This window comes from Sphingomonas sp. ATCC 31555, assembly GCF_000282895.1.
Lineage (GTDB): Bacteria > Pseudomonadota > Alphaproteobacteria > Sphingomonadales > Sphingomonadaceae > Sphingomonas.
On sequence record NZ_ALBQ01000019.1, the window covers coordinates 26,227 to 43,561 of the forward strand.

Genomic DNA, 17,335 nt, shown 5'->3' on the forward strand with positions numbered 1-17,335 from the left:
CCCCCGTTCTGCTTACTTGACGACGAAGAGGATCAGGATCGCGACGACGAACGCGATCAGGCCCAGCAGTTCCGACGCGGCGAAACCGATGAACAGGCGGCCCTGCTGGCCGTCAGCCGCACCCGGATTGCGCAGCGCGCCTTCGAGGAACGAACCGAACACGTTGCCCACGCCCAGCGCGGCCAGGCCGATACCGATCGCCGCAAGGCCGGCACCGATGTACATTGCACCCAGATCAGTCATGTCTAGCTCCCTAGAAAATTCGAAAAAACCAAAACGATAAAATTCGGCGACTTAGTGCAGGTGCACCGCGTCGTGGAGATACAGCGAGGTCAGCAGCGCGAACACATAGGCCTGGATCGCGCAGACCAGCAGCTCGAGCGCGCTCACGCCCACGATCATCGCGAAGCTCAGCACGCCGACGACGCCGCCCAGCGGCGTGCCGCTGCCAAAGCCCTGCACCACGAAGCTGCCGAACACCTCGAGCAGGATGTGCCCCGCGGTCATCGCGACGAACAGTCGCAGGCCCAGCGAGAAGGGGCGCACCAGGAACGAGACCAGCTCGACGGGGATGATCACCGGCATCAGCCACGCCGGCGCGCCGTGCGGCACGAACAGCGAGAAGAACTTGAAGCCGTGCTTGATCAGGCCGACCGCCAGCACGATGCCGAACGAGAAGAAGGCGAGCACCGCGGTAACGGTGATGTGGCTGGTAACCGCGAAGGTGTGCAGGCCGGGCAGGATCGCCAGCGGCAGCACGCCGATCAGGTTCGCGAAGAGGATGAAGAAGAACAGCGAGAAGATGTACGGCGCGAATTTCTTGCCGCCCTTGCCGATGTTCACGGTCACCATCGAATCGATGAAACCGACGGCGCCTTCCACCATCAGCTGCCATTTGCCGGGGATCAGCTTGCGCTGCATGCCACCGATCATGAACACGAACAGCAACGCTGCCACGACGAACATGAACAGCGCAGAATTGGTGAAGGAGATGTCATAGCCGAACAGTTCGATATGACGGCCGAACAGCGGTTCGACCTGAAACTGCTCCATCGGATCGATTTTGCCGGCGCTCACTCCGCGCGCTCCTTCGAAATCTTGTAGATGTTGCGAAACGCCACGAACACGCTCACCGCCAGCAGGATCAGCAGCCCCCAGGGGCTCGTTCCCAGCCAGCGATCGAGCGCATATCCGATCACGAACCCGCCCAGCGGCGCGCCGATCAGCTCGGCCAGCACGCGCGAACCCTGCTTATAGCCCTTTTGGGGCTTGGGCGCCTGCACGATCTCGCCACGCGCCGCTGCCTTCGCATCGGCGATGCGACGGTCGAGGTCGGTACGGGCAGGGTCGTCAGACAAAGCGAGCACGGCGATCCAGATATGAAAAAGCCGCCGCGCATCGGGCGGGCGACATACAGCATCGACAGCCAGAAGCTGCGATGTACGGGCGCTTTAGGAAGACCAATCGACCGAGTCAACCGTTGTGCCGCCCGCCTCGCTCGTGCGGATTCTTGGGCGTCGAGAGCGACGTCAGTCGCACTTGGCGATGCTGCCCCGGCCTGCCGCTACGACGTCTTGGGGCCGCGCGCGATTGCAGCGCCTCGTCCGCGCCTGCATAGTCGCGTCCATGCCCGCCGACGCGCCCGAAGTGGAAAATAACGGCCACCGCGCCCGCCTGCGCCAGCGCCTGTTCGAAGGCGGGCCGGATGCGCTGCTGGACCATGAACTGGTCGAATATCTACTCGCCCTCACTATCCCCCGCATCGACACCAAACCGCTCGCCAAGGCGCTGCTGGCGGAGTTCGGTGGCATCGCCGGTCTGCTCACCGCCGATGCCGAGGCGATCGCGCGCGTGAAGGGCATGAAGGACACCAACATCGCGGCGCTGAAAGCGGTGCACGCCGCGGCGCTGCGCCTGCTTCAGGCGCGGGTGCGCGAGCAGCCGGTACTCGCCAACTGGCAGGCGCTGCTCGACTATCTGCGGGCAGATATGGCACCCCATACGATCGAGCGGTTTCGCGTGCTGCATCTCAACACGCGCAACATGCTGGTGCGCGACGAGCTGATGAACGAAGGCTCGGTGGACGAGGCGCCGGTCTATGTCCGCGAAGTCATCCGCCGCGCGCTGCACCTGGGGTCGGCCGCGCTGATCCTCGTCCACAACCACCCCTCGGGCGACCCCAGCCCCAGCCGCGCCGATATCGACATCACGCGCCGGATCGCCGAGGCGGGCAAGCCGCTGGGCATTCTAGTTCACGATCACGTCGTCATCGGCAGCGAAGGTCATGTCAGTCTCCGCGCCAAGGGGCTGATCTGAACCCCGCGCGATCGCGAAGACCAAGCCCCTCCCGGCAAGAGAGGGAGGGACGCGCAATTTCACCGACGGGGCTTTCAGCGCACCGCGCCTGGCGCAGCCAGATCGGCCATGGTCGTCACCGCCCGGCCGCTCGCGAAATGCAGCGTGATTGGAATTTTTTCCCCGGCGTGCACATTGGGCACCACGCCGAACAGCATCACATGCTTGCCGCCCGGGGCGAATTTCACGGCGCCGCCCACCGGCACATCGATGCGCTGCAGCGGCGCCATCGTCATCACGCCGCCTTCACCCTGCACGCTTTCGTGAAGTTCGGTGCGATCGGCCGCGCGAGTGGAAACCGAAATCAGCGCCTCCGATTCCCGCCCGCCCTGCAGCGTGAAATAGGCCGCCCCCGGCTGCCCTTCCACCGCGGGAAGGCGAATCCAGGCGTTCTCCACCTTCACGCCGTCCGCCTGGGGCGAACAGGCCGCCAGTATCGTTCCCGCAACCAGCGCAGCCAGAGTCCGCATCGGCACCCTCCCTCATCATGATTTGGAAAATCTTGTAGGAACCCCGCCGTCTTGCGGCAAGGCACGACGCACCTATATCCCCCCTCGGACATCTGGACGGCGGTCGCCACTTCTGGGGCCGGCATCTGGAGAACGCTTATGAACCCTTTTGTTTCGATTGTGGGGGCCAACGAGGACCATGGCTAAAGTTATCGGTATCGACCTGGGCACGACCAACAGCTGCGTCGCCGTGATGGAAGGCGGCAAGCCCAAGGTCATCGAAAATGTCGAAGGCGCACGCACCACGCCGTCGATCGTCGCCTTCGCCAAGGATGGCGAGCGTCTGATCGGCCAGCCGGCCAAGCGCCAGGCGGTGACCAACCCGGACAACACCATCTTCGCGGTGAAGCGCCTGATCGGCCGCCGCTTCGACGACCCCGTGACCAAGAAGGACACCGAGCTGGTGCCCTACACGATCGCGCGCGGCTCGAACGGCGACGCCTGGGTCAAGGCCGGCGGCGAGGAATACAGCCCGTCGCAGATCTCGGCCTTCATCCTGCAGAAGATGAAGGAAACCGCCGAATCGTACCTCGGCGAGAGCGTGACGCAGGCGGTGATCACCGTCCCCGCCTACTTCAACGACGCCCAGCGCCAGGCGACCAAGGACGCCGGCAAGATCGCCGGCCTCGAGGTGCTGCGCATCATCAACGAGCCGACGGCCGCGGCGCTCGCCTATGGCCTCGACAAGGACAACAACAAGACCATCGCGGTCTATGACCTTGGCGGCGGCACCTTCGACATCTCCGTCCTCGAAATCGGCGACGGCGTGTTCGAGGTGAAGGCGACCAACGGCGACACCTTCCTGGGCGGCGAGGATTTCGACTCGACGATCGTCCAGTTCCTGGCCGACGAGTTCAAGAAGGTCGAGGGCATCGACCTGACCAAGGACAAGCTGGCCCTCCAGCGCCTGAAGGAAGCGGCCGAGAAGGCGAAGATCGAGCTCAGCTCGGCCCAGACCACCGAGGTCAACCTGCCCTTCATCACCGCCGACCAGAACGGCCCGAAGCACCTGGTGAAGAACATCACCCGTGCCGATCTGGAGCGTCTGGTCGACGACCTGATCAAGCGCACGCTCGAGCCGTGCCGCAAGGCGCTGGCCGATGCGGGCGTCAAGGCCGACGCGATCGACGAAGTTGTGCTCGTCGGCGGCATGACCCGCATGCCCAAGGTCCGTCAGGTCGTGAAGGACTTCTTCGGCAAGGAGCCGCACACCGGCGTGAACCCGGACGAAGTCGTCGCGATCGGCGCGGCGATCCAGGCCGGCGTGCTCCAGGGCGACGTCAAGGACGTGCTGCTGCTCGACGTGACCCCGCTGAGCCTCGGCATCGAGACGCTGGGCGGCGTGTTCACCCGCATGATCGACCGCAACACCACGATCCCGACCAAGAAGTCGCAGGTCTATTCCACCGCTGACGACAATCAGCAGGCGGTGACGATCCGCGTCTTCCAGGGCGAGCGCGAGATGGCGGCCGACAACAAGATGCTGGGTCAGTTCGACCTGGTCGGCATCCCGCCGGCGCCGCGCGGCGTGCCGCAGATCGAAGTCACCTTCGACATCGACGCCAACGGCATCGTCAACGTGTCTGCCAAGGACAAGGGCACCGGCAAGGAGCAGCAGATCCGCATCCAGGCCTCGGGCGGCCTTTCGGATGGCGACATCGAACAGATGGTGCGCGATGCCGAGAAGTTCGCTGAGGACGACAAGAAGCGTCGTGCCGCGGCCGAAGCCAAGAACAACGCCGAGAGCCTCGTCCACACCACCGAGCGTCAGCTCGCCGAAAACGGCGACAAAGTTGACGCGTCGCTGAAGGGCGAGATCGAGACGGCGATCGCCGAGACCAAGTCGGCGATCGAGAGCGGTGATGCCGATGCGATGACCGCCAAGGCTCAGAACCTCGCCCAGGTGGCGATGAAGCTCGGCCAGGCGATTTACGAGAAGCAGGCTGCCGAAAACGCCTCGCCGAACGCGGGCGCCGCGGCCGGCGGCGACGCCGGGGCCGAGGAAGTGGTCGACGCCGAGTTCTCGGAAGTGGACGACAACAAGGCGTAACGAACGCCCCTCCCTCTCCCCGCCGGGGAGAGGGCCGGGGATGGGGGGAGCGGGCATGGTCGATGCGATCCGGCATCGGCCTGGTCTTTCTCCCTGTCCCTTGATGGGGAGAGGGCTTGCTGGATGACCACCGAAGTCGATTATTACGAACTGCTCGAAGTCGAGCGCACCGCGGACGATGCGACGATCAAATCGTCCTACCGCAAGCTCGCGATGAAGTATCACCCGGACAAGAATGCCGGGTGCAAGGATTCCGAGGCGAAGTTCAAGGCGATCAGCGAAGCCTATGACTGCCTGAAGGACCCCCAGAAGCGCGCGGCGTACGACCGCTTCGGCCATGCCGCCTTCCAGAACGGCGGCGGCGGCGGCCATCATGGCGGTCAGGGCGATTTCGGCGCGTTCAGCGATATTTTCGAAAGCGTGTTCGGCGAGTTCATGGGCGGCGGGCGCGGCGGCGGCCGGCCCCAGCGGCGCGGCGCGGACCTGCGCTACGACATGGAAATCTCGCTCGAACAGGCGTTCCACGGCCATTCGACCGAGATCACCATCGACGTCTCCGGCCCCTGCGACAGCTGCCACGGCTCGGGCGCGACGCCGGGCACCAAGGCCAAGACCTGCACCACCTGCGCCGGCCACGGCAAGGTGCGCGCGCAGCAGGGCTTCTTCATGGTCGAACGCACCTGCCCCGCCTGCCACGGCGCCGGCGAGGTGATCGCCGAACCCTGCCGCACCTGCCGCGGCGAGGGCCGGACCGACAAGACCAAGACGCTCAAGATCGAGATTCCACCCGGCGTCGACGAAGGCACCCGCATCCGCCTGACTGGCGAAGGCGAGGCCGGCGCGCGTGGGGCGCCCGCAGGCGATCTCTACATCTTCCTCCACGTCACCCGCCATTCGATCTACGAGCGTCAGGGCACGACGCTGTACGCCACTGCGCCGATCAGCTTCACCACGGCGGCCCTGGGCGGCGAGATCCACATTCCGGGCCTCGATGGCGAGGAACATGTGATCAAGATCCATGCCGGCACCCAGTCCGGCCGCGAAGTGCGCCAACGCGGCGCCGGCATGCCGGTGCTTCAAGGCCGCGGCCGCGGCGATCTGGTCGTCCGGCTCGAAGTGGAGACGCCGACCAAGCTCAGCGCCCGCCAGCGCGAGCTGCTCGAGGAATTCCGCAAGACCGAGACGGGCGAGGAATGCCCGCAGGCCAGCGGCTTCTTCGCCAAGCTGAAGGCGGCGCTCGGTTGAGTTTGGAAGTAGTGGGTCTGTCCTACAAGCCGTCATTCCGGCGGAAGCCGGAATCCATTGGGGTCATCGTCACGGCTCTTGCCGGACCGGAGTGCCGAATGGATCCCGGCTTCCGCCGGGATGACAGCAAAAAGTTAGTCGCATGACCCCTCGCGAACTGCTTGACACCGCCGACGTCCCCGGCGGCGAGCCCTTGCGGCTGTTTCGCCGGGGCGACGATCACATGATCGTGCTCGAACGCAACGAACTGATGAACAGCCGGATGAGCGGTTCGGAAGAGGCGCTCGCGGTGATGACGCTCGAGCGGCTCGGCAAGCGCGAGGCGCGGGGTCTGATCGGCGGCTACGGCATGGGCTTCACCCTCCGCGCCGCGCTGGCGGTGCTCGGCAGCAACGCCAGGGTCACGGTGGCCGAACTGGTCCCGAAGATCGTCGACTGGGCGCGCGGGCCGATGGCGGCGCTCACCAATGGCTGCCTCGACGATCCGCGCGTGCAGCTGATCTTCGACGATGTCGGACGCGTGATCGCCGGCGGCCACGGCGCCTATGACGCGATCCTGCTCGATGTCGATAACGGCCCGGACGGGCTGACGCGTGTCGGCAATGACGGCCTCTATTCGATGCGCGGGCTCGATTCGGCTCGTCAGGCGCTGCGCCCCGGCGGCATCCTCGCCGTCTGGTCGGCCGCTCCCGACCCCGCCTTCGCCCGCCGCATGCGCGATTCGGGCTTTCTGGTCGAAGAAGTCGCCGTCCGCGCCCGCCAGAATGGTAAGGGCCCACGTCATGTGATCTGGTTCGGCAAGCGGCGCTGAACCTTCTGGACAAATCGGCCCACGTCTGACTTAATCCACGCGAAGGCCCACTGCGCTATTTGCGCTACGCGAGGCAGGATCATGGGGAAGGATTGTACGTTCGGCCGGTTTGTTGTGCTGCTACTTGCTGGCGGATCGGTTTTTTTTGGCGGATCGGCTGCGGCGCAGACACAGGTCGACATTCCACACGAGCTTCAGAGCGACATTCTGGTGCGCAGCGAGCGCATGCCCGCTGCCGAAGCGCCGCGATCCGCTACCTGCGAGACGCTGGCGCGGAACCCGTATTTTGCCGCGCTCAGCACCACGGCTGTCGCGAACGGCGTGCTCGGCCCGCCCGTGCATCTGCCAACGCGCATGCCCCGCAATCCCGATTACAGCGCGCCGCCGCTCGTGCCGGTGGGTTCGCCGCTGCCGACGCCGCCGAAAAGCCGCTTCGGCACGGCAGCGCTTTTTTCCGGCTTCATCGATTCGACCGCCAGCCTGCCGACGTCGATTGGTGACGACAGCAATGCTGGTGCAAATCCCTTGGCCCGTGCGTCGCTCGACGATATCGCCGCGATCTGTCGCGCCAGCTATCAGCCGAACGGCGGCAGTCCCGAAGTGACCGGCCGGCCGCTCACCATCCCGGTCGACTATGCAGGCCCGACGCAGAAGACCGATGCAAGCCTGTTCCGCACCGGCCGCGACACCAGCCTGCCGATCGCGCTCCTGTTGTTCGATCAGCGGCGCTTCGCCGAATCGCTGCCCTGGTTCAAAAAGGCGGTAAACAAGCTGTCGTTCCAGACCGGCGGCGACGAGGCCGCGCTCTATCTCGGCAAGCTCTACCTGATGGGGCTGGGGGAACAGAGCGATCCGGCGGAGGGGGTGCGCTGGCTTGAAAGGGCGGCAACGGCGCGATTCAACCCGATCACCGATATACCTGTATTCGATCCCGATCAGCCCGCGCTCAACACCGCTTCGGGCGAGGCCGCGGTCATTCTCGGGAACCTCTACCGCACCGGGTATCGGGGCATCCCCAAGGATCCCCAAGCCTCGCGCAAGTGGTTCGACCGTGCTTGGGATGTTGGGCATGTGCCCGCCGCCAAGATGCTGGGCGATATCTACTTCGACGGAGCAGACGGTAGCCGGGATGTAGCCAAGGCCGTTGCTTATTACCGGCGGGCGGCAAAGCTGGACCTTCCCGCGGCGCAAGTGGCGCTCGCCCGCATATTGGAAACCGGCGACGATGGTGTGAAGCGCGACGAGCGCGAAGCGTTCGCCTGGTACCAGGCCGCGGCGCGCCACGAAAACGCCGACGCGCTTTACGCGCTTGCCCGTGCCTATGATCTCGGTCGGGGGGTGAAGGCCGATCCCGAACAGTCGATCGGCCTCTACAAGCGCGCGGCGCTGGCCGGGAATGCCGCCGCAATGGTCGCGCTCGGCACCTATTTCTACGAAGGCAAGCAGGTGGCGAAAGATGATGCCATCGCGCGCCGCTGGTTCGAACAGGGCGCCCATCGCGGCGATGCCGACGGCATGGTCGATCTCGCCGCGATGCAGATCCAGGGCCAGGGCGGCGACAAGGACATGGTCAACGCCTGGGTCTGGCTCACGCGCGCGGCAGCGCTGCAGCACCAGGCCGCACCCGCCGCCGTTGCCGCGCTCGAGCGGCGGATGAGCCCGGCCGAACGCGCCGCGGCGCAGGCCTCGCTCACCCGCCGCTGAGCGGTCACGCGCCCATCGATGCGATGTCGATGACGAAACGGTACTTAACGTCGCTCTTCAGCATGCGCGCATAGGCGGCCTCGATCTCGTCGGCGCGGATCATCTCGATCTCGGCGACGATGCCGTGCTCGGCGCAGAAATCGAGCATTTCCTGCGTCTCGGCGATGCCGCCGATCAGCGATCCGGCGATCGAGCGCCGCTTGAAGATCAGCGCCGCGACGTTGGGCGAGGGATGGGCATGCTCGGGCACGCCCACCAGCGTCAGCGTGCCGTCGCGCTTCAGCAGCGCGGTGAACGCATCCAGATCATGGCTTGCCGCGACCGTATCGAGGATGAAGTCGAAGCTGTTGGCGTGCGCCGCCATGGCTTCCGCGTCGCGCGAAACGACAACCTCGTCGGCGCCCAGCGCCAGCGCATCGGCGCGCTTGCTCTCGGAGGTGGTGAAGGCGACGACATGCGCGCCCAGCGCGTGCGCCAGCTTCACGCCCATATGGCCGAGCCCGCCGATGCCGACGATGCCCACCTTCTTGCCCGGCCCCACCTGCCAGTGGCGCAGCGGCGACCAGGTGGTGATGCCCGCGCAAAGCAGCGGCGCGACCGCGGCGAGATCCTCCTCGCCATGCGACACCTTCAGCACGAACTGGTCGCTGACGACGATGCGTTGCGAATAGCCGCCCAGCGTATGGCCGGGCGCATCCGGCGTCGGACCGTTATAGGTGCCGACAAAGCCATTCTCGCAATATTGCTCCAGCCCCTCGTCGCACGCGGCGCAGTGCTGGCAGCTGTCGACCATGCAGCCGACACCCACCACGTCGCCGACCGCGAACTTGGCGACATGCTCGCCCACCGCGCTCACCCGGCCGACGATCTCGTGGCCCGGCACGCAGGGGTATAGCGTGCCTTCCCATTCGGACTTCACCTGGTGCAGGTCCGAGTGGCACACGCCACAATAGAGAATGTCGATCTGCACGTCGTGCGCACCCGGCGCGCGGCGTTCGATGTCGATCGGTTCGAGCGGCTTGTCGGCGGCATAGGCGCCATAGGCTTTGGTGGCCATGCGGGATCCCCTTGGATGGTGGTAAAACGCGGGGCCGAACGGCCCCTGTCCGCTGATATGGGGCGCCGGCGATCCTGCGATTAGCCGCTGGAATCTGCATGCAGTGTTGAATAGAGTTCAGCAATGAACCGCCAGCAACTGTCCGAACTCGCTGCCTTCCTTGCCGTCGCCCGCCAGCGTAGCTTCACCCGCGCGGCGGCGCAGAGCGGCGTCACGCCTTCCGCCCTCAGCCATGCGATGCGCGGGCTGGAGGAACGGCTGGGCGTGCGCCTGCTCCACCGCACGACCCGCAGCGTCAATCTCACCGAGGCTGGGGAACGGCTGTTCGCCACGCTCGCCCCCCGGCTGGACGAGATCGAGGCGGAGGTGGCGGCGCTCAGCGCGTTGCGCGACAAGCCCGCCGGCCTCGTCCGGATCAGCGCCGACGAACATTCGCTGAAGACGCTGCTCTGGCCGCGCCTCACCCCGGTCCTGCGCGAGTTCCCGGACATTCGGGTCGAGATCGATACCGACTATCGCCTCACCGATATCGTCGCGGAGCGGTTCGATGCCGGTGTGCGCTTCGGCGACATCATCGCCAAGGACATGGTGGCCGTGCCGATCGGCCCGGATGCGCGAATGCTCGCGATCGCTTCTCCGGCCTATTTCGATCGCGCCGGCCGGCCGCAGGCGATTGAGGATCTCACCGCCCATGCCTGCATCAACCTGCGCCTGCCCACCTATGGTGGTCTCTACGCCTGGGAATTCGAAGAGGACGGCCGCGAACGCAAGGTCTGGGTAGACGGGCCCCTCACCTTCTCCTCGGTCTTCCCCATCCTGCGCGCGGCGCTCGACGGCTTCGGCATCGCCTGCCTACCCGATGCGGTGGTGCAGCCGCATTTGGCAACCGGCGCGCTGGAAGCGGTGCTGACCCGCTTCTCGCCGCCCTTTGCCGGCTATCACCTTTATTATCCCAGCCGCCGCCAGCCGACCCCCGCCTTCGCGCTGCTGGTAGATCGGTTGCGCTGGCGCGGCGATGGTTGAGGCTTGGGGCGGGAACCGGCAGCATCGCGCGAGGACCGTCACGCGGGCGAAAGCCGGGATGACGCGGTAAGACAGCATACGTCCTTAATCAGCGCAGCTTGGTATAAGACCATGCCGCGCTGTTCGGCGTGCTCCGGCTATGGCAGTCTGATCCGCCAGCCATTCCAAGCCGATATCGGGAGAGATGCCGTGAAGACCCTTGTTTGTGCCTGCGCCCTTGCCGCGGCGGCGCTGCTGCCCCTTTCGGCCTCTGCGCAGACTGCCACTGATGCGACCGCCTTCGCCGGCGCCAAGGATGTCCAGGCCCAGATTCGCGCCATGCTGGCGGAGATGAAGCCCGACCAGGGCTTTATGTGGCGTCCGCTGGTCCGCGACGGCGCGCAGATCGCGGCGATCGAGATATGGAAGAAGCCCGGTAAGCCCGCGGTCCACCCTGCCGACGGCGAATATGCCATCGTGCTGGAAGGTGCTGGCACGCTCGTTTCCGGCGGCACCCTCGCCGATCCGGAAACGCGCCGCGCCGATCTGGTCGAAGGGAGCCGCATCGACGGCGGCACCAGCCGCCCGCTTGCCCCCGGCGACGTCCTGCTCGTTCCGGCCGGCGTGCCCCACTGGTTCGGCATCACCGGGCAACGGCTGGTGCTACTGGGAATCAAGCTGCCCAAGGGGAAGTGACCCGAATTCCTCCCCGGGCGAGTCTCGGGAAGGGGAACCGCGGCTGCCAGCGAGAGCGGAGGGGCCACGCCGCCAGGCGCGGGCTCGTTCATCCGACGGAGCCGCCGCGTCTCGCGTCGTCCCGCCCCGTGTGCGCACGCAAATGTTCCACCTTCCCGTGCAGGGGGAAGCATGACGTCCGCTACCGCTCCAGCAGGCCTTCCAGCATCCGGCCCATATTCACTGCGGTGTACGGCTTCTGCAGCACCGGCACGCCGGCATGCTCCTCGCCCAGCTGCAGCTGCTCGCCATAGCCGGTGGCGAAGGCATAGGGCATGCCTTCCGCCCGCAGCCGGTCGGCGATCGGCAAGCTCGTCTCCGCACCCAGATTGACGTCGAGGATCGCGACATCGAACGTGCCGGCGTCGATCTCCTCCATCGCAGCGCTGATCGACGCCACCGTCACCACCCGCTCGGCGCCCAGCCGCGCCAGAATGTCCTCGGCGTCCATGGCGATGATCAGGCTGTCTTCCACCAGCAGCACCTGGCCCTTCAGCACCGGCCGCAGCGTGCCGTCGCTCACCACCGGCACCGGTTCTTCCACGCTCTTGCCGTGCTTCGCCGTGGCTTCGCCGTCCAGCACCACGTGCCGCGCCGGGATGCAGAACTCTGCCTCCAGCCCGGTCAGCGGGTACCGCACCACCGCCTTGCCGCCCAGGTCGTACGGTACCGATCGCTGGATGATCGTCGTGCCGAAACCCTGCCGCGTCGGCGGCTGCACCGCCGGCCCGCCGCGCTCGCGCCATTCGATGCGGCAATCGCCGTCGGCATCCAGCCACCAGCGCACCGATACGATGCCGCTGTCGGAAAGTGCGCCATATTTGGCGGAGTTGGTCATCAGCTCGTGGAACACCAGCGCCAGCGTCGAAAAGGCGGCCGGGCGCAGCAGCACCATCGGCCCATCCTGCTCCAGCCGGCCGGAACGCTCGCCCAGATAGGCGGCGGCCTCGGTGCGCAGCAACCGGCCCATCGGCGCCGGCGCCCAATTATCCTCGGTGATCTGGTCGTGCGCACGGGCGAGCGCTTCGATTCGCCCTTCCAGCAGTCGGATATAGGCGGCGGCATCGATTCCCGGCGCGCGCGACTGGCGCACCAGCCCGCGGATCAGGCCCAGAATGTTGCGCACCCGGTGGTTCAGCTCGGCGATCAGCAGTTCCTGCCGTTCGGACGCACGCTGCCGTTCTTCCTGCGCGTCGTCGGACAGGCGCAGCACAACTTCGATCAGCGAGGCGCGCAGCACTTCGGCGATGCGCATCTCGGCCTCGGTGAACGGCAACGATCGGCCGCGGACTTCCTGGCTCCATGCCTCGAAGCTCTGCCGCGGTGTCAGTCGGGCGCCGTGCGGCCCCAGTTCCACCGGCTTGTGCGGGTCGCCCGCCCAGGTCACCGAACGCACCATTTCCTGACGGAACAGCAGCACATAGTCGCGCGGGCTCCGGCTGATCGGGATCGCCAGCAGCCCCGCGCCGATATCGGCATAGTCCGCCGCCTGCGGCAGCACATCGGCGAGATGGTCGGTCGCGAACACCCGGCCGGATGCCATCGCGTTCAGCCGCCGCACAATCGTCGCGAAGGATGCGGGCGGCGGGGTGACGCCGCTATACGCCACCTTGCCGCCGATCCAGATCGCGATGCCGTCGCACGGCACCACTTCGCGTAGCCGGCTGCCCAGCCATTCGGGATCGTCGAGCAGCCCGCCGTCGCTCGCCACCGCCGCCAGCAGCCGGTCGCTCGTCGCGCGCGCCGCCGCTTCATAGGCGGAAAGCTCCTTGCGCTCGCGGCTCTCCAGCTTCAGCGCGAACATCTGGCCGAACAGCTCGGCCATCGATCGCCGTTCGAATCCGGGGCAGCGCGGCCCGCCATAATGATGGCAGGCGAACAGGCCCCACAGTTTCCCTTCGACGATGATCGAGATCGACAGGGATGCTTTCACCCCCATGTTCTTCAGATATTCGATATGGATCGGCGATACCGATCGCAGCACTGAGAGCGACAGGTCGATCAGCGCGCCGGTTTCGTCGCGCTGCGGCAGGATCGGCACCGGTTCGCTATGCACGTCGGCGATGATCCGGAACGGCGTGCGCAGATACAGTTTGCGCGCCTGGGCGGGAATGTCGGTCGCCGGATAGCGCAGGTCCAGGAAGCTGCCGATGCCGCTGCGCGCCGCCTCCGCCACCACCACGCCCGATCCGTCGCGTTCGAAGCGATAGACCATCACCCGGTCGAACCCGGTCAGCGCCCGCACCTGCCGCGCGCCTTCGCGGAAGAAATCGGCCAGCGTCGCCTTCTCGTCCAGCCGGCCCATCATCGCGCGCAGCGTGCTGGCGGTATCGCCCGCCGAGTCCGCCGTGCACGGCTCGCCTTCGACGATGATCGAATCGCCGCTGACGTGCAGCGCCAGGTCATAGGCCTGGCTGTGCCCGCGCAGTGCCTTGATCCCGAACAGCCGCTCCAGCGCATCCTCGCCGCGCAGCAGCGTCAGCCGGTTGCGCAGCGCGTGGATCGCATCGTCCTCGAAATAGGTGCTGGCATGGGTGCCCAGCATCTCTTCCGCCGGCAGGTCGAAATAGCGCGGCATGTTGGCCGAGGCGCGCTGGATCAGCCAATCGCTCGAGAACGCGATCAGGAAGCCGAAGGGTTGAATTGCTCCCAGCTGGTGGATCGGTTCGCGATCACAATTGGTCAGGTCGACCTGGAATACGCCGTCGTCTAACGCCACTCAACTCACCTTGCCCAGCCACCTTGCCCCGGCGGCCTCGAACCGACCGAAGGTCTGGTTGGCGGCAGTGACGGCGACGTCCACTAATGTCGGATCGTATAACAACGAATCAAGTTTCGCCAGCAATTCTGGCCACATATGCGATGGCTGAGGACTCGCCAGATAGGCTTTCGGCCAGTGCTCCGGCACCGATCGCACCAAGAAGCGCCCGCCGAGCCGCGATCCTTCCAGCACGTAGAGCATGCCCGCCATCGCGGCCGGTTCCGGTACGGAATCGCCCGTTTCGGCCGGCGCGGGCGTGATGCCCAGCGCGTCCAGATCGGCAAGGATCTCGTCGCCACGCCGCCGCTGCGGCCAGTCTGCCGTCAGCGCCTCGGCGCCGCCGCGATCGAGCAGCGCCTCCACCGGCAGCAGCGCTTCGGCATGTGCGGCGAGCAGCGCGGCATAGTCCGCGCGCCGCTGCAGGTCGAACCGCCCGAACAGCGCATCGACGCGTTCATGCGCCGCGCTGGTCGCCTCGCGCAAACGGCGATGCGTCGGAGTCACGCGGGCAGTTCGATCGGCAGAAGGGGATACACGACGGACACAAAGCGCCTGTCCTATATCCGTTCCATTAGGGCCGATGCGGCTGCTTCACGCCGCGCCGAACACGCGGGCGAAGATCGTGTCGACATGGCGATAATGATAGCCCAGGTCGAACTTCTCTTCGATCACGTCCGGGCTCAGCGCCGCGGTGACTTCCGGATCGGCCTTGAGCAATTCCATCAGCGACAGTTCGCCGTCCGATTCCCACACTTTCATCGCATTGCGCTGGACGAGGCGATAGGCGTCCTCGCGGCTCACGCCGGCCTGGGTCAGCGCCAGCAGCACGCGCTGCGAATGGACCAGGCCACCCATGCGATCGAGGTTCTTCTGCATGCGCACCGGATAGACCAGCAGCTTGTCGACCACGCCGGTCAGGCGGGCGAGCGCGAAGTCGAGCGTGATCGTCGCGTCCGGGCCGATATAGCGCTCGACCGAGGAGTGGCTGATGTCGCGCTCGTGCCACAGCGCGACATTCTCCAGCGCTGGGGTGACATAGCCGCGCACCATGCGGGCAAGGCCGGTCAGGTTCTCGGTCAGCACCGGATTGCGCTTGTGCGGCATCGCCGACGAGCCCTTCTGGCCGGGCGAGAAATACTCTTCCGCCTCCAGCACTTCGGTGCGCTGCAGGTGGCGGATCTCCACCGCGAGGCGCTCGATCGACGAAGCGATCACGCCCAGCGTCGCGAAGAACATCGCATGGCGATCGCGCGGGATCACCTGGGTCGACACCGGCTCGACGCTCAGCCCCAGCTTCTCGGCGACATGCGCTTCGACGCGCGGATCGATGTTGGCGAAGGTGCCGACCGCACCCGAAATCGCGCAGGTGGCGATGTCGGCGCGGGCGGCGAGCAGGCGCGCCTTGTTGCGCTGGAACTCGGCATGCGCCTCGGCGAGCTTGAGGCCGAAGGTGACCGGCTCGGCATGGATGCCGTGGCTGCGGCCGATCGTCGGCGTCATCTTGTGCTCGCGGGCGCGGCGCTCGAGCACTTCCAGCAGCGCGTCGATATCGGCGAGCAGCAGGTCGCTGGCGCGGGCGAGCTGGACCGCGAGGCAGGTGTCGAGCACGTCGGAGCTGGTCATGCCCTGGTGCATGAAGCGGGCTTCCTCGCCCACCTGCTCGGCCACCCAGGTCAGGAACGCGATCACGTCATGCTTGGTCACCGCCTCGATCGCGTCGATCGCGGCGACGTCGATCGCCGGCTTGGTCGCCCACCAGTCCCACAGCGCCTTGGCCGCGCTCTGCGGCACCACGCCCAGGTCGGCGAGCGCCTGCGTGGCGTGCGCCTCGATCTCGAACCAGATGGCGAAGCGCGTCTCCGGCGACCAGATATCGGTCATCGCGGCGCGGGCATAACGGGGGACCATGGCGTTCCTTCGTGCGGGAGGTTGGCGCCCGGCACGTCCGGGCGGAAACGACGCGGCCGCCCCTAGCAAGGACCGGCCATAGCGGCAACCGAGCGCCGCGCCCCTGCCTTGCGGCCGCGCCGGGCGCAGCTATGATGGCGCCATGGCGCAATTGATCGATCGATTCCGCGGTTCGACGCGGGGCTGGCTGAAGGGCTCGTTCGCCGGCTGGGGCACCCTGCTGCTCTGCCTGGTCGGCGTGGGGCTGGTGATCCTTGCCGTCCGCTGGATCCGCAACCATTCGGCGCTGTACGAAGTGACCGAGGATCGCCTGATCCTCTACAGCGGCATCATCCGCAAATCGATCGACGAGGTCGAACTGTACCGCGTGAAGGACGTCCGGCTCGATTACTCGATCGTCAACCAGATCTCGGGCATCGGCACGCTCACTATCACCACGTCGGACGAAACCACGCGCGGCGGCCCGCTGGTGATCCGCGACGTCGAATATGCCCGCGAACGCCGCGAAAAGCTGCGCGAGCTGGTCAGCAACGCCCGGCGCCTGCGCGGGGTGCGCGAATTCGATATGGTGCGCGAAGACCTGCACGAAGGCTGACCGCCGCCCTATCTAGAAGGCGATGCACCGCCGCCCCCTCACCGAAGGTGAAATCCGCCTGTCCCGAACGATCTTCGGCGATGCGATCGACTATACGCGCGCCGGCGTGCGCAATCGCAAATGGGCATTTTTCCAGTCCAGGAACACGGTGATGGCACCGCTCGGCACCATCCATTTCCACCCGGACGGTGGCCTCTATCGCGACGATTTCGCCACCGCCTCGCTCGATCTGCAGGCGCTGTTCCTGCACGAGATGACGCATGTCTGGCAGCACCAGTCCGGGCTGTTCCTCCCGCTCAGCCGCCATCCCTTCTGCCGCTATCGCTATCGCTACGATCCGGTGCGGCGCTTCACCCGCTATGGGATCGAGCAGCAGGCCGAGCTCGTCCGCCACGCCTTTCTCGCGCGGCACGGCGTGTGCGTGCCCGGCGCTCCGCCGATCGAGGCCTGGGCGACGCTGCTGCCGTTCGACACCCAAGCCTGCCGCTAGTTCTCGGGATTCAGGCGGCGCTCCATGTGCGGCTGCGGCGGGGCGACGGGACGCGGCGGCGGCGGGGGCGGCGCCGGGCGTGCGGCCGGCGGCGTGAACTGCGGCCGCGCGGG

General features: G+C 66.6%; 17 protein-coding genes. 9 read left to right on the plus strand and 8 right to left on the minus strand.

Annotation, left to right across the window (positions count from 1 at the left end):
• Positions 1-12 precede the first annotated feature (12 nt).
• The 3 genes from B215_RS0110570 to B215_RS0110580 all read right to left on the minus strand — a co-directional run bounded on the left by B215_RS0110570 (position 13) and on the right by B215_RS0110580 (position 1,358).
• Positions 13-225: a F0F1 ATP synthase subunit C gene (locus tag B215_RS0110570; protein ID WP_010544368.1), complete on the minus strand. Its 213-nt coding sequence runs from the start codon at positions 223-225 to the stop codon at positions 13-15.
• Positions 226-294: 69 nt separating this feature from the next.
• Positions 295-1,053, minus strand: a complete 759-nt coding sequence (locus B215_RS0110575; protein WP_050990167.1) for a F0F1 ATP synthase subunit A — start codon at positions 1,051-1,053, stop codon at positions 295-297.
• A 20-nt stretch (positions 1,054-1,073) separates the two neighbouring features.
• Positions 1,074-1,358, minus strand: coding sequence for an AtpZ/AtpI family protein (locus tag B215_RS0110580; RefSeq protein WP_019369621.1), 285 nt, complete (start codon positions 1,356-1,358; stop codon positions 1,074-1,076).
• A gap of 268 nt (positions 1,359-1,626) precedes the next feature.
• Here B215_RS0110580 and radC point away from each other — a divergent pair, with 268 nt between their 5' ends.
• A complete protein-coding gene (radC, locus tag B215_RS0110585) occupies positions 1,627-2,316 on the plus strand; it encodes a RadC family protein (protein ID WP_019369622.1) in 690 nt (229 codons plus the stop codon).
• 74 nt (positions 2,317-2,390) lie between these two features.
• Here the strand turns inward: radC and B215_RS0110590 are convergent, their stop codons facing one another.
• On the minus strand, positions 2,391-2,825 hold the full coding sequence (locus tag B215_RS0110590) for a copper chaperone PCu(A)C (protein WP_019369623.1): 435 nt from the start codon (positions 2,823-2,825) through the stop codon (positions 2,391-2,393).
• 178 nt (positions 2,826-3,003) lie between these two features.
• Between B215_RS0110590 and dnaK the strand changes: the two genes are divergently transcribed.
• From dnaK to B215_RS0110610, 4 genes are all read left to right on the plus strand, one after another.
• Positions 3,004-4,914 (plus strand): molecular chaperone DnaK, encoded by a 1,911-nt coding sequence (gene dnaK, locus B215_RS0110595; protein WP_019369624.1) that lies wholly within the window; start codon positions 3,004-3,006, stop codon positions 4,912-4,914.
• 123 nt (positions 4,915-5,037) lie between these two features.
• Positions 5,038-6,159: a molecular chaperone DnaJ gene (dnaJ, locus tag B215_RS0110600; RefSeq protein ID WP_019369625.1), complete on the plus strand. Its 1,122-nt coding sequence runs from the start codon at positions 5,038-5,040 to the stop codon at positions 6,157-6,159.
• Between the two features lie 142 nt (positions 6,160-6,301).
• Entirely contained in the window at positions 6,302-6,970 is a 669-nt protein-coding gene (locus B215_RS0110605; RefSeq protein ID WP_019369626.1) for a spermidine synthase, read from the plus strand.
• Positions 6,971-7,051: 81 nt separating this feature from the next.
• Entirely contained in the window at positions 7,052-8,674 is a 1,623-nt protein-coding gene (locus B215_RS0110610; RefSeq protein WP_026009160.1) for an SEL1-like repeat protein, read from the plus strand.
• A 4-nt stretch (positions 8,675-8,678) separates the two neighbouring features.
• Here the strand turns inward: B215_RS0110610 and B215_RS0110615 are convergent, their stop codons facing one another.
• Positions 8,679-9,731, minus strand: a complete 1,053-nt coding sequence (locus B215_RS0110615) for an NAD(P)-dependent alcohol dehydrogenase (RefSeq protein ID WP_019369628.1) — start codon at positions 9,729-9,731, stop codon at positions 8,679-8,681.
• 123 nt (positions 9,732-9,854) lie between these two features.
• On the opposite strand from B215_RS0110615, the gene B215_RS0110620 reads away from it, so the two are divergent.
• Positions 9,855-10,754 (plus strand): LysR family transcriptional regulator, encoded by a 900-nt coding sequence (locus B215_RS0110620; protein WP_019369629.1) that lies wholly within the window; start codon positions 9,855-9,857, stop codon positions 10,752-10,754.
• A 189-nt stretch (positions 10,755-10,943) separates the two neighbouring features.
• The gene (locus tag B215_RS0110625; RefSeq protein WP_019369630.1) at positions 10,944-11,429 is read left to right on the plus strand and encodes a cupin domain-containing protein; all 486 of its coding nucleotides are present in this window, start codon (positions 10,944-10,946) and stop codon (positions 11,427-11,429) included.
• 181 nt (positions 11,430-11,610) lie between these two features.
• Here B215_RS0110625 and B215_RS0110630 read toward each other — a convergent pair whose 3' ends face one another.
• The 3 genes from B215_RS0110630 to purB all read right to left on the minus strand — a co-directional run bounded on the left by B215_RS0110630 (position 11,611) and on the right by purB (position 16,137).
• On the minus strand, positions 11,611-14,187 hold the full coding sequence (locus B215_RS0110630; RefSeq protein ID WP_019369631.1) for an HWE histidine kinase domain-containing protein: 2,577 nt from the start codon (positions 14,185-14,187) through the stop codon (positions 11,611-11,613).
• Positions 14,188-14,733, minus strand: a complete 546-nt coding sequence (locus tag B215_RS0110635) for a biliverdin-producing heme oxygenase (RefSeq protein WP_152997777.1) — start codon at positions 14,731-14,733, stop codon at positions 14,188-14,190.
• 87 nt (positions 14,734-14,820) lie between these two features.
• Positions 14,821-16,137, minus strand: a complete 1,317-nt coding sequence (gene purB / locus B215_RS0110640) for an adenylosuccinate lyase (protein ID WP_019369633.1) — start codon at positions 16,135-16,137, stop codon at positions 14,821-14,823.
• Between the two features lie 142 nt (positions 16,138-16,279).
• Here purB and B215_RS0110645 point away from each other — a divergent pair, with 142 nt between their 5' ends.
• Positions 16,280-16,732 carry a PH domain-containing protein gene (locus B215_RS0110645; RefSeq protein ID WP_019369634.1) on the plus strand — a complete coding sequence of 151 codons (453 nt, stop codon included), beginning with the start codon at positions 16,280-16,282 and terminating at the stop codon, positions 16,730-16,732.
• 22 nt (positions 16,733-16,754) lie between these two features.
• Positions 16,755-17,222, plus strand: coding sequence for a hypothetical protein (locus tag B215_RS0110650; protein WP_019369635.1), 468 nt, complete (start codon positions 16,755-16,757; stop codon positions 17,220-17,222).
• Positions 17,223-17,335 lie beyond the last annotated feature (113 nt).

Coding starts and splice junctions, on each gene's coding strand:
- B215_RS0110570 (WP_010544368.1), bottom strand. CDS start 225: ATGTACATCGGTGCCGGCCTTGCGGCGATCGGTATCGGCCTGGCCGCG.
- B215_RS0110575 (WP_050990167.1), bottom strand. CDS start 1,053: ATGGAGCAGTTTCAGGTCGAACCGCTGTTCGGCCGTCATATCGAACTG.
- radC (WP_019369622.1), top strand. CDS start 1,627: ATGCCCGCCGACGCGCCCGAAGTGGAAAATAACGGCCACCGCGCCCGC.
- B215_RS0110590 (WP_019369623.1), bottom strand. CDS start 2,825: ATGCGGACTCTGGCTGCGCTGGTTGCGGGAACGATACTGGCGGCCTGT.
- dnaK (WP_019369624.1), top strand. CDS start 3,004: ATGGCTAAAGTTATCGGTATCGACCTGGGCACGACCAACAGCTGCGTC.
- dnaJ (WP_019369625.1), top strand. CDS start 5,038: ATGACCACCGAAGTCGATTATTACGAACTGCTCGAAGTCGAGCGCACC.
- B215_RS0110605 (WP_019369626.1), top strand. CDS start 6,302: ATGACCCCTCGCGAACTGCTTGACACCGCCGACGTCCCCGGCGGCGAG.
- B215_RS0110610 (WP_026009160.1), top strand. CDS start 7,052: ATGGGGAAGGATTGTACGTTCGGCCGGTTTGTTGTGCTGCTACTTGCT.
- B215_RS0110615 (WP_019369628.1), bottom strand. CDS start 9,731: ATGGCCACCAAAGCCTATGGCGCCTATGCCGCCGACAAGCCGCTCGAA.
- B215_RS0110620 (WP_019369629.1), top strand. CDS start 9,855: ATGAACCGCCAGCAACTGTCCGAACTCGCTGCCTTCCTTGCCGTCGCC.
- purB (WP_019369633.1), bottom strand. CDS start 16,137: ATGGTCCCCCGTTATGCCCGCGCCGCGATGACCGATATCTGGTCGCCG.
- B215_RS0110645 (WP_019369634.1), top strand. CDS start 16,280: ATGGCGCAATTGATCGATCGATTCCGCGGTTCGACGCGGGGCTGGCTG.
- B215_RS0110650 (WP_019369635.1), top strand. CDS start 16,755: ATGCACCGCCGCCCCCTCACCGAAGGTGAAATCCGCCTGTCCCGAACG.